Source organism: Peribacillus sp. FW305-BF15, from assembly GCF_058783805.1.
The window spans coordinates 107,293-119,414 of sequence record NZ_JBYSYV010000008.1 but is presented as its reverse complement, the minus strand read 5'-3'; the positions used below and the strand labels follow the sequence as shown (position 1 = coordinate 119,414).

The following is a 12,122-nucleotide window of genomic DNA, read 5'->3' as shown; positions in this document are numbered from 1 at the left end:
AAGACTGCCGATAATTAAAATGATGGGTGATAAAAGATGATAACTGCAATGAGCATTAAGGAAATCTCCTTAAAGTTAAAGACGATAAGAGAGCCTGAAGATTTATTTTTACAGAAATGCCGGGAGGACGGTCGGAAGGGAGTAACCGACTTAGTAAACAAATGGCAAAGAACTTATGAAAAAGAACAACAGGTAAGGGATGCTTTCACGGAAATGACTGAGTTTGAAAGGCAATTAAGGAAACAGGGATTTTCCATTCTCGCTGGCATCGATGAAGTGGGAAGAGGACCTCTGGCAGGACCGGTTGTGACAAGTGCAGTCATCTTGCCTGATTCTTTTTATTTGCCAGGGCTTAATGATTCTAAAAAGATTCCGGAGTCAAAAAGGGAACAGTTTTATGAGATGATTTTTAAGGAAGCGATATCCGTAGGTGTAGGTGTTGTACATAGCGAAGTAATTGATGAAATCAATATATATCAAGCTACGAAAAAGGCAATGGTGGCTGCAGTGAACGATCTGTCAGAACTTCCGGATCATTTGTTGATCGATGCGATGGAACTGGATGTGCCGATTCCCCAGCTTTCGCTCATAAAGGGTGACGCAAGAAGCATTAGCATCTCTGCGGCATCCATAATAGCCAAGGTGACTCGTGATAGGATGATGAAGGAATATGGTGAAAAATATCCGGAATATGGTTTTGAAAAGCACATGGGTTACGGGACAAGCCAACATTTAGAAGCGCTCGACATACACGGGCTTACACCTTGGCATAGAAGAAGTTTTGCGCCAGTTAAGGAAATCGCTGCACGAACGAAGGAATAAGGGGGGGATGGGTGGTGCAATCCATAGCAAGCAGTCAACCCGTAGCTTCACCCATTGAAATAAAAGGAACTGCGAGTTTGAAAAACGGGCAAATCCTTTTCGGGAAGGTAAATAAGGTTTTTCTTAACCAAACGGCCGAGGTACAGTTTGACCATCAAAAAATGGTTGCCACTCTTGATATCCCGCTTCGTACAGGAGTGAAGTATTGGTTTCAAGTGCAGCAGTCAATTGAGGGGTCTGTCGTGTTAAAAGCTTTAGATGCTCCCAATTTGAACGTTTCTGGCTTAAAGGGAACAGTTGCACAATTGATCGCTCACCTCGGCATAAAACCTGAACCGGCCGCAATCAAGCTTGCCGAATATCTGCTGGCAAACCGCCTTCCGATAACCAAGGAGACTTTTCGATCCGCTTTGCAATGGTTAAAAGCGGCTGATGCTGCAGAAGTTGGTCTGCCTGTAATAAAAACAATGTTCATTCAGCAACTGCCTTTTGTAAAAGGTGTATTTGATGCATTATTTACGCAGTCCAAAGGTGAACCTTTTCACAAACTCCTCAGTGGCTTCAGGCAGCAGCTGCAGGATGGTGGGGCAGTAACGGGGACTGCCTCCAAACTAAAGGAGGTATTGGACTCTTTACATGTTGCCAAACAGAACCAGCTTCAACAAATCGGTTTACAAAAACTTGTGACCACTTGGCTGAATTCAGATTCAACGCCAGTAATGAAATCCGGGGCATTTTCCCTGCTTCAAAAGACGGGTTTCGTTCCAAAGGGAATGACTGAATCCGTCTTTCTGGAAAGTTTAGTGGATGGAGCTGAGGTTAGGTCCGGTATTCCTAAAAATTCAGCGATTGATAAATTACACCAAGGATTGCAGCTGCTTTCCGAGGCTAAAGGCGGAGCATTTGCACATGTTGAAGAAATCGAAATGGCTATTAACCGCATATTGAATAGTCATGATCACGAGAAGGCAAAACTGCCGATCGATATCCACTCGATGCAGAGAAAAAACATTTCTGCAGAAAAACTTACCCCTCTTGCTTTTCATTTACTCCAGAATGCTTTTGCCGAAGCGATAGCTACAAAGGCGGTAGGCGGAAAAATAGAAGTGAATGACCTTATAGGCTACTTGAATATGGACACAGAGCAAGTAGCTGAGTCGAAGGGTAAAAGCGGCTGAGTTACTGTTTAAGTCGCTTAATGAGCCTCCTGAGGCCCAATATGCTAGGATTAATGAGAAGCTGGTCCTTTCACATGTATTGGCAGCTGATTTTTAATCAATCGATTTTACCAATGGACCTTCTGTCGCACACCAACTGAAAGAAATGACCAAGATCCTTGGACTCCAGCTGGAACATGCACTCATTAATCTTCCAGGAGATGATTTGGCGGATTTCCCCAATGATCTAGAGACACTTAAACCGCTGCTGCTTAAATTGCTGAATGAGCAAATTCCGGCAGCTATCAAGGAGATGGCAGAACAAATCCTGAATCGGATTACAGCGCAACAGATCCTTTCACAGGAAAACGGGCCGATTCAGAATTTACTCCTTACACTTCCACTCAATCTGGGGTCTGTTCAAACGGATCTGACGTTACAATGGAGCGGAAGGAAGACAAAAGAAGGCAAAATAGACCCGGATTACTGGCGAGTCCTATTTTATTTAGAATTGGGGCGCCTTGAAGAGACGGTCATCGACATGCAGGTTCAAAACCGAATCATAAAGGTGACGGTCATCAATGGGCATGGTGCAACCCTTGAAGAGGCGGCCGGTCAATATCTTGGCATCCTGAGAGAGAATCTTGGGAAAATGGATTACAGATTATCAGGAGTTTCGTTTGTTAATCCCGTATATGAAAAAGAGCGGGACCTTAGGGGGAAAGCGATTCCTTTTTCAGAAGCGGGTTCATATAGTGGAGTGGATATTCGAATATGATAAAAGATAAACGAAAAGAAGCCATTGCTTTAAAGTATGATCAAAAGACATCCAAAGCGCCCGTCATATTGGCCAAGGGGAAAGGGAAAACGGCTGAAACTATTATGGAAAAGGCCATGAAACACGATATACCGGTCCAAAGGGACGAATCGCTTGCTGCACTTTTAGGTCAATTGGATATAAATCAAACGATTCCGGAAGAATTGTATGGAGCTGTTGCAGAGGTATTTGCATTCATTTATAAAGTTGACAAGGGCATGAATCGGTAGGAGACTAACCATTTGGTTTCTGTTGGTTTATGTAGAATATTAGGGAAATCACTGACGATTTTTCATTATATTAAAAAAATACTAAACTATTTGTTAAAGGACAAGGCCATGGCTTTGTCCTTTTGCTTTTCCTTTGAATCAAGACCAGGTTTTAACAGTAGTTTTTCATGAGGATATCTTTGGATCAAAAGATTGAAAAGGCTTTCATGGAAGTGTTTTTTGATAGAAATATGACTCTATTTGTACTAGAATTGCAGATCCGAAATAAATGGTATTAATAAGAAAAAAACACAACGGCGCAGAAGGTTTTTTCTATTTCATTAAAGGGTAAGGAAGTATATTATAATAATATTTCAAAAATTATGTGAAAGAATATTATGCACGAGGGAGAATTTTGTTGTAATATGATAGAGAAAACACGCATTAAATTTCAAAGTTGTTTTTTAGTAGATAAGGAGGATGGGAAATGAATATCCATGAGTATCAGGGGAAAGAGATATTGCGACAATACGGGGTATCCGTTCCAAATGGCCGGGTTGCCTTTACTGTTGATGAAGCAGTTGAAGCAGCGAAGGAGTTAGGTACGGAAGTTGTTGTCGTCAAAGCTCAAATTCATGCGGGCGGCCGCGGTAAAGCCGGCGGAGTCAAGGTAGCGAAGAATCTTGATGAAGCACGTACATATGCAGAAGAGATTCTTGGCAAGACACTGGTGACCCATCAAACGGGACCTGAAGGCAAGGAAGTTAAGCGTTTACTTATTGAAGAAGGCTGCGACATTACTAAAGAGTATTATATCGGGCTTGTCCTTGACCGTGCTACGGACAGTGTCGTATTGATGGCTTCTGAAGAAGGCGGTACGGAAATTGAGGAAGTGGCCGAAAAGACACCAGAGAAAATATTCAAAGAAGTAATCGATCCGGTTGTCGGCCTGACTGGTTTCCAAGCACGGAGGATTGCATTCAATATCAATATTCCGGCTTCACTTATAAATAAAGCTTCTAAACTGATGATTAACCTATATACAGCTTTCGTTGATAAGGATTGCTCAATCGCAGAAATCAACCCATTAGTGGTAACGGGCGACGGCGATGTAATGGCGCTTGATGCTAAATTGAATTTCGATGATAATGCGATTTACCGCCATAAGGACATCGCGGAGTACCGTGATTTGGATGAAGAGGATGCGAAAGAAATTGAAGCATCAAAACATGGCCTAAGTTACATATCGCTTGACGGAAATATCGGATGCATGGTTAATGGTGCCGGGCTTGCTATGGCGACGATGGACATCATTAAACATTATATGGGAGATCCGGCTAACTTCCTTGATGTTGGTGGCGGCGCCACTGAGGAAAAAGTAAAAGAGGCTTTCAAAATCATCCTTTCCGATCAAAATGTTAAAGGCATCTTCGTTAATATCTTCGGAGGAATCATGAAATGTGACATCATCGCTACAGGCGTCGTGGCTGCTGCCAAAGAGCTTGGACTGGATGTCCCTCTTGTTGTTCGTCTTGAAGGAACGAATGTGGACCTTGGCAAAAAGATTCTAAAAGAGTCAGGTTTAAATATTACGGCTGCTGAATCAATGGCAGATGGAGCACAAAAAATAGTATCACTTGTAGGATAATAGGCAGGGGGGAACATAATGAGCGTTTATATTAATAAAGATACGAAAGTGATCGTTCAGGGAATCACTGGTTCAACAGCATTATTTCATACAAAACAAATGTTGGAATACGGCACGAAAATCGTAGGGGGAGTCACTCCGGGTAAAGGTGGAACAGAAGTGGAAGGGGTACCTGTATACAATACAGTTTCCGAAGCTGTCACTGAAACCGGCGCGAGTGCATCTGTTATCTATGTACCGGCACCATTTGCTGCCGATGCAATTCTTGAAGCCGTAGACGCGGAACTTGATCTTGCCATTTGTATCACGGAACATATTCCTGTACTGGATATGGTCAAGGTGAAGCGCTACATGGAAGGCAAAAAAACTCGCTTGATCGGACCGAACTGCCCGGGTGTCATTACTCCTGAAGAGTGTAAGATTGGTATCATGCCAGGGTATATCCACAAAAAAGGCCATGTAGGCGTAGTTTCCCGTTCTGGAACTTTGACATATGAAGCTGTTCACCAATTATCGCAAGCAGGCATCGGGCAATCTTCGGCTGTCGGTATCGGTGGAGATCCCGTTAACGGAACGGATTTCATTGATGTTTTAAAAGCGTTCAATGAAGATCCGGAAACACATGCGGTGATCATGATCGGGGAAATCGGCGGAACGGCAGAAGAAGAAGCGGCAATCTGGGTGAAGGAAAACATGACTAAGCCAGTTGTTGGTTTTATTGGTGGCCGTACGGCTCCTGCCGGTAAACGCATGGGACATGCTGGTGCCATTATCTCGGGAGGAAAAGGGACGGCTGACGAGAAAATCCGCGTCATGAACGAATGTGGAATTAAAGTTGCCGAAACTCCATCCGTAATGGGAGAAACATTGATTTCCGTTTTAAAAGAAAAAGATATTTACGAACCTTGTAAAACACATTGATTTAAGCTGGGCCGACCTTTTTGTGGGTCGGTCTTTATTTCCTCGAATTTCCTCGGGAGAGACCAAGTACATCACTATCAACCTACCTTTAAAAATATCCGATTAGGGGCGTTTCCGATTGAATAAAAAAGAAAAGTTAATCCATCTCCATCATTGCCGCGGAGCAGGATGGAAAACAATCCAAGCAATCATGTCCAAAGACCCATCATTATCTTCCCTGTTCACGACGAATTACGTTGAATGGGCAAAAATGCTCCCTATCCCTTCAAATAAGCTTAACCTCTTTCTCAAAGATTTACATTCACTCCATTCCATTGAAAAACTTAAAAAATACGAAGATAGCCAAATCCATTGTTTGACGATCTTCGATGATGAGTATCCTTTTTTGCTAAAGCAAATATTCGATCCTCCGTGGGTTCTTTATTTTAAAGGTGATAAGAAGCTTTTAACAAAGAAGAATACCCTAGGTGTTGTTGGAACACGCAAGCCAACCTCGTATGGGCTGGAGGCCTTAAAAACGATTCTATTACCGCTTGTACAGAAAAAGTTCGTGATCATAAGCGGAATGGCTGCTGGAATCGATGCAGAGTCACATAAGATCACATTAAGGGAAGGCGGAGATACGATCGGGGTTTTAGGCGGAGGGCTTAAGCAAATATATCCGAAATCCAATTTTACCCTTGCTGAAGAAATCATGAATAAAGGCCTGCTTATATCTGAGACTCCGCCGGAAGTGAAGGCGGAACCATGGATGTTTCCACTTAGGAATCGAATCATCAGCGGATTATCACAGGGCGTATTCGTGGTGGAAGCAAAAGAAAGAAGCGGTTCCCTTATTACGGCACAAGCTGCTTTGGAACACGGCAGGGAAGTATTTGCGCTTCCTGGTAATGTTACGAGCCCTGAATCACTGGGTACCAATCAATTAATTTATGATGGTGCCAAACTTGTTTTTAGCTCCAGGCAGATCGAGGAAGAGTTTTGAACAATATAATATAGAAGATAGACGGAGAATCAAACGGGAAAATTGAAAAAATAGGTGCTTTTTTTGAAGGGTGGGTTGAATTATTAGACAAAAAGGTTGAAAATATTGTAAAACTGTTATAAGTTTTGCAAATGGCACCTCTTGTCAAAAAACTAGAAATAAATGAATCAGCATGCTTTGAAAAATAAAGAGGTGTTGACAAATGATTTTTGAATGATTAATAATAGTGAAGATTTATATTACCTCTTTGAGGAGGATTTATTGGATGTCAGAATACTTAGTGATTGTGGAATCGCCCGCAAAGGCGAAAACAATAGAACGTTACTTGGGAAAAAAATATAAAGTAAAGGCTTCCATGGGGCATGTACGCGATTTGCCTAAAAGTCAAATGGGTGTCGATGTTGAACATGAATATGAACCTAAATATATAACTATCCGCGGCAAAGGCCCGGTTTTAAAAGAATTGAAAACCGCTGCAAAAAAAGCGAAAAAAATCTATCTCGCGGCTGACCCCGACAGGGAAGGGGAAGCGATTGCCTGGCATTTGGCTCACAGTCTTGATGTTGACGTTAACTCGGATTGCCGCGTGGTATTCAACGAGATCACGAAAGAGGCTATCAAGGAATCATTTAAATCGCCTAGGCCAATAAATATGAAATTGGTTGATGCTCAGCAGGCAAGAAGGGTCTTGGACCGTTTGGTCGGATACAATATAAGCCCGTTATTGTGGAAAAAGGTGAAAAAAGGCTTAAGCGCGGGACGGGTCCAATCGGTTGCTGTACGGATGATCATTGACCGGGAGAAGGAGATCAAAGATTTTATTCCGGAAGAATATTGGACAATCAAGGCTGATTTTGTAAAAGGGAAAGAACAGTTTGAAGGTTCTTTCTTCAGCCTTGGCGGCGAGAAGAAGGAATTAAATACCGAAGAGGACGTCAAAAAAGTGCTCGCTTCTTTAAATGGCGGCGATTTTACGATAGGAGCCGTGGCTAAAAAGGAAAGAAGGCGCAATCCAGCAGCACCTTTTACAACTTCTTCCCTGCAACAGGAAGCGGCACGTAAATTGAATTTCCGTGCGAAGAAAACCATGATGCTTGCTCAGCAGCTTTATGAAGGAATCGAGCTTGGCAAGGAAGGTACAGTCGGGTTAATCACTTATATGAGAACCGATTCGACCCGTATTTCAGATAGTGCCAAAGAGGAAGTCCATACGTTCATTCAAAATAATTATGGTAAAGAATATGTTCAGGTCGAGCAGCGCAAGGAGAAAAAACAAACTAATGCCCAGGACGCGCATGAAGCGGTCAGGCCAACAAGCACATTACGTGAACCGGGTGTAGTCAAGGAGTTCTTATCCAGAGATCAATTCCGTCTTTATAAATTGATTTGGGAACGATTCGTTTCCAGTCAAATGTCTTCGGCGGTCATGGATACGATGAGCATCGACCTGCATAACGGGGATGTCATCTTCAGGGCAAATGGTTCAAAAATTAAATTTCCGGGTTTCATGAAGGTATATGTTGAAGGATCCGATGACTCGGTGGAAGAAAAGGAAAATGCACTTCCGGATGTGAAAAAAGGAGATCAATTCTTTTCAAAAGATATCGAGCCGAAGCAGCATTTTACACAGCCTCCGCCCCGATATACTGAAGCCCGTCTGGTCAAGACCCTAGAGGAACTGGGAATAGGCCGTCCTTCTACATATGCGCCTACCTTGGATACGATCCAAAAACGGGGCTATGTTACCTTGGATAATAAACGGTTCATCCCGACAGAGCTTGGTGAGATCGTTCTCGAATTGATACGCGAATTCTTCCCGGATATTCTCGATGCAGAGTTCACTGCCAAGATGGAACAGGAATTTGACAGCGTTGAGGAAGGCAATATTGAATGGATTAAGGTCATCGATGAATTTTATAAAGAATTTGCCATTCATTTGGCCAAGGCCGAAGTCGAGATGGAGAAAATTGAAATCAAAGATGAACCTGCAGGTGAAGATTGCGTGGAGTGCGGACATGGGATGGTCTTTAAGATGGGACGTTATGGAAAGTTCATGGCATGCAGTAATTTCCCGGATTGCCGTAACACCAAACCAATCGTCAAGGAAATCGGGGTCAAATGCCCAAAATGTAAAGAAGGAAATATCATTGAAAGGAAGAGTAAAAAACGACGCATATTTTACGGGTGTGATACCTACCCTGGATGTGACTTCATATCTTGGGATAAACCGCTGCCGCGGAGTTGTCCAAAATGTGAAGGTACACTTGTTGAGAAAAAACTCAAAAAAGGAGTCCAGGTCCAGTGCATGGATTGTGATTTTAAAGAAATGCCCCAAGCATAGAAAAGGCCGTGAAATCGTTTACTTTCCTTGTGAACTATCGATAAACCCTAAATATAAATGGACTCGGCATTTGCCGGGTTTCTTTATGTTCAGGGAAGTATGATATCATGGTGATATGTGGATTTACTTCCAAGAAGAAAATGGATAACACTTGAAACTTTTTTATTTAGGCCATGTGATGTAAAATTCAGTGGACAAGTACATTCTTTTAAAGATATAATTCCTATTTGCGTCCGTTACCCTTTTAGTGAATAAGGATGGCATATCTTTAAAATAATCGTTAGCAGGAATGAGTATTTCGGGTATAAATACATAGATATCGTTAAAAATGAAACTTCTGGAAAGCAGTTTTAATGATAAATGATCCTGTCTTATCATATCTATACATGGAGGTTCGAAAAATGAAAGAAACAAAAGTAAGTGTAATCGGTGCTGGGCTTGCTGGAAGTGAAGCGGCGTGGCAGTTAGCTAAAAGAGGAATTAAAGTCGATCTATACGAAATGCGCCCTGTAAAACAAACGCCAGCCCATCATACCGATAAATTCGCTGAACTTGTTTGTTCCAATTCACTTCGGGCAAATACGTTAACAAATGCAGTTGGTGTATTAAAAGAAGAAATGCGTATACTGGATTCGGTCATCATGTCCGCAGCGGATGCTTGTGCTGTACCGGCTGGCGGTGCATTAGCTGTTGATCGTCATGAATTTGCCGGTCTTGTTACGGAAAGGGTCAAAAATCATCCAAATGTGACGGTCATTAATGAAGAAGTGACGGAAATTCCGGAAGGTCCTACCGTCATTGCAACCGGTCCGCTTACAAGTCAGTCACTATCTGATAGCTTAAAGCAAATCATGGATGAAGAATACTTGTACTTTTATGATGCTGCCGCACCAATTCTTGAAAAAGACAGCATCAATATGGATAAAGTATATTTGAAATCCCGTTATGATAAAGGGGAAGCGGCTTATTTGAACTGTCCGATGACGGAAGAAGAGTTTGACCGCTTTTATGATGCATTGATTGCTGCTGAAACAGTCCCGCTTAAAGAATTCGAAAAAGAAATCTTTTTTGAAGGCTGCATGCCGATTGAAGTGATGGCATCACGTGGGAAGAAAACGATGTTATTTGGTCCATTGAAGCCTGTTGGCCTAGAAGATCCAAAAACGGGAAAACGCCCTTTTGCTGTAGTTCAATTGCGTCAGGATGATGCGGCAGGAACACTTTACAATATTGTTGGTTTTCAGACACATTTGAAATGGGGGCCGCAAAAAGAAGTATTGCAGCTCATACCTGGATTGGAAAATGCGGAAATTGTACGTTATGGGGTCATGCATAGAAACACTTTCATAAACTCACCTAATGTTTTGAAGCCAACGTACCAATTCAAGAATCGCGATGATTTATTCTTTGCCGGTCAGATGACTGGAGTTGAAGGGTATGTTGAATCGGCTGCGTCGGGACTTGTAGCGGGTATCAATGCTGCAAGGATCGTCGAAGGTTTGGAGCCTATCATTTTCCCTGCGGAGACGACGATGGGCAGCATGGCAAGGTACATAACGTCGACTAATGGTAAGAGCTTCCAGCCGATGAATGCCAACTTTGGATTGCTTCCAGACCTTGAAGTGAGAATCAAATCCAAAAAAGAGCGGAACGAAACACATGCTAAACGCGCTTTGGACACAATTCAGAACTTTGTGAAAAATTTGTAAAATATTTGCCTGCTGTTTTAAAGTATGATACTATTTATTAGCCTTTGCGAGGTGTTTCCATGATTAATCAAAAAAAGGCATTATCATCCTTCATCGAATATTTACAAATTGAAAAGAACAGTTCACATTACACCATTGAAAATTACAAACGTGATATTCACGAATTTTTTCTGTTCCTTAATGAACAGGGGATTGAGGACATCACGTCCGTTGAATATCTTGATGTCCGGTTATATTTAACGAATTTATATGAGAAAAAACTTTCTAAGCGTACTGTTGCAAGAAAAACTTCTTGCTTGCGGAGCCTTTATAAATTTTTACTGCGTGAAGGTGATGTGAAAGATAACCCTTTTTCCCTTGCTTCTTTACCTAAAAAGGATCAAAGACTGCCACGGTTTCTTTATGAGAAGGAAATGGATCAGTTGTTTTCTTCTTTAAAGAAAGATTCACCGATAGGAATAAGGAACAATGCCTTACTGGAATTATTGTATGCTACAGGCATTCGCGTAAGTGAATGTTGTGATATTAAACTGCAGGATATCGATCTTTCCTTGGGGACGGTACTGATCCATGGAAAAGGAAAAAAGGATCGCTACGTTCCGGTTGGTAGATATGCACAGGAAGCGATAGATTTATACATACGTACAGCCAGGATGGAATTGACTTCGTCTGACGCCAAGGCGCATGTTTATTTATTTGTTAATTTTCGTGGAGACCCTCTGACACCTAGGGGAGTTCGCTATATATTGAATGAATTGATTAAAAAGTCAGCCGCAGAAGGAAGTCTTCATCCCCACATGCTAAGGCATTCGTTTGCTACACACCTATTGAATAATGGGGCGGACATTCGCACGGTTCAGGAATTGCTTGGTCATTCTAAAATTTCATCAACGCAAGTGTATACGCATGTTACAAAAGACCAATTGAAAAAAGTCTACAATGCATCACATCCGCGGCCTTAAATGTTGAAAGGGGACACTTTATGACAACGATATTTGCAGTGCATCATAAAGGTGAATGTGCCATGTCCGGTGATGGGCAGGTTACTTTAGGAAATTCAGTAGTGATGAAGCATACAGCGAGGAAAGTGAGAAAAATCTTTAATGGTAATGTTCTTGCAGGTTTTGCTGGTTCCGTTGCAGATGCATTCACTTTATTTGAGATGTTCGAAGCCAAACTTGAAGAGTATAATGGCAATCTTCAGCGTGCTGCCGTCGAAATGGCAAAGCAATGGAGAAGTGACAATGTTTTGAGAAAGCTGGAAGCAATGCTAGTCGTGATGGATAAGAACCATTTGCTGCTCGTTTCTGGTACCGGGGAAGTAATTGAACCGGATGACGGGATTCTCGCCATAGGATCGGGAGGGAATTATGCACTGGCTGCCGGCAGGGCGTTGATGCGGTTTTCCAGCGACCAATTATCGGCAAAGGAAATCGCTCAATCATCTTTACAAATTGCAGCGGAAATTTGTGTATTTACGAATACGAATATAATCGTGGAAGAGTTGTAAGGA

At 42.2% G+C, this 12,122-nt stretch carries 11 protein-coding genes; all 11 read left to right on the top strand.

Going from position 1 to position 12,122, the window contains the following annotated elements; translation table 11 throughout:
* The first annotated feature begins 39 nt into the window (after window positions 1–39).
* The 11 genes from rnhB to hslV all read left to right on the top strand — a co-directional run bounded on the left by rnhB (window position 40) and on the right by hslV (window position 12,119).
* Window positions 40–822, top strand: a complete 783-nt coding sequence (gene rnhB / locus AC3WLU_RS10500; protein ID WP_223255880.1) for a ribonuclease HII — start codon at window positions 40–42, stop codon at window positions 820–822.
* Between the two features lie 11 nt (window positions 823–833).
* Window positions 834–2,000 (top strand): TP0910 N-terminal domain-containing protein, encoded by a 1,167-nt coding sequence (locus AC3WLU_RS10495; protein WP_492597244.1) that lies wholly within the window; start codon window positions 834–836, stop codon window positions 1,998–2,000.
* 145 nt (window positions 2,001–2,145) lie between these two features.
* Window positions 2,146–2,757: a hypothetical protein gene (locus tag AC3WLU_RS10490; protein WP_492597243.1), complete on the top strand. Its 612-nt coding sequence runs from the start codon at window positions 2,146–2,148 to the stop codon at window positions 2,755–2,757.
* A complete protein-coding gene (locus AC3WLU_RS10485; protein ID WP_057278413.1) occupies window positions 2,754–3,026 on the top strand; it encodes an EscU/YscU/HrcU family type III secretion system export apparatus switch protein in 273 nt (90 codons plus the stop codon). The genes AC3WLU_RS10490 and AC3WLU_RS10485 overlap by 4 nt, the downstream gene beginning before the upstream one ends.
* A 466-nt stretch (window positions 3,027–3,492) precedes the next feature.
* Window positions 3,493–4,653, top strand: coding sequence for an ADP-forming succinate--CoA ligase subunit beta (gene sucC / locus AC3WLU_RS10480; protein WP_034313681.1), 1,161 nt, complete (start codon window positions 3,493–3,495; stop codon window positions 4,651–4,653).
* An 18-nt stretch (window positions 4,654–4,671) separates the two neighbouring features.
* Complete coding sequence (gene sucD / locus AC3WLU_RS10475) at window positions 4,672–5,574, top strand: succinate--CoA ligase subunit alpha (RefSeq protein ID WP_057278412.1); 903 nt, start codon at window positions 4,672–4,674, stop codon at window positions 5,572–5,574.
* A 118-nt stretch (window positions 5,575–5,692) separates the two neighbouring features.
* Window positions 5,693–6,559 carry a DNA-processing protein DprA gene (dprA, locus tag AC3WLU_RS10470; RefSeq protein ID WP_063576890.1) on the top strand — a complete coding sequence of 289 codons (867 nt, stop codon included), beginning with the start codon at window positions 5,693–5,695 and terminating at the stop codon, window positions 6,557–6,559.
* Window positions 6,560–6,824: 265 nt separating this feature from the next.
* Window positions 6,825–8,900 carry a type I DNA topoisomerase gene (gene topA, locus AC3WLU_RS10465; protein WP_492597242.1) on the top strand — a complete coding sequence of 692 codons (2,076 nt, stop codon included), beginning with the start codon at window positions 6,825–6,827 and terminating at the stop codon, window positions 8,898–8,900.
* A 401-nt stretch (window positions 8,901–9,301) separates the two neighbouring features.
* Window positions 9,302–10,609, top strand: a complete 1,308-nt coding sequence (gene trmFO / locus AC3WLU_RS10460; RefSeq protein WP_048684880.1) for an FADH(2)-oxidizing methylenetetrahydrofolate--tRNA-(uracil(54)-C(5))-methyltransferase TrmFO — start codon at window positions 9,302–9,304, stop codon at window positions 10,607–10,609.
* Window positions 10,610–10,668: 59 nt separating this feature from the next.
* The gene (gene xerC, locus AC3WLU_RS10455; RefSeq protein ID WP_413000499.1) at window positions 10,669–11,571 is read left to right on the top strand and encodes a tyrosine recombinase XerC; all 903 of its coding nucleotides are present in this window, start codon (window positions 10,669–10,671) and stop codon (window positions 11,569–11,571) included.
* 20 nt (window positions 11,572–11,591) lie between these two features.
* Window positions 11,592–12,119, top strand: coding sequence for an HslVU peptidase proteolytic subunit (gene hslV / locus AC3WLU_RS10450; protein WP_057278409.1), 528 nt, complete (start codon window positions 11,592–11,594; stop codon window positions 12,117–12,119).
* The last annotated feature ends 3 nt before the right edge of the window (window positions 12,120–12,122 follow it).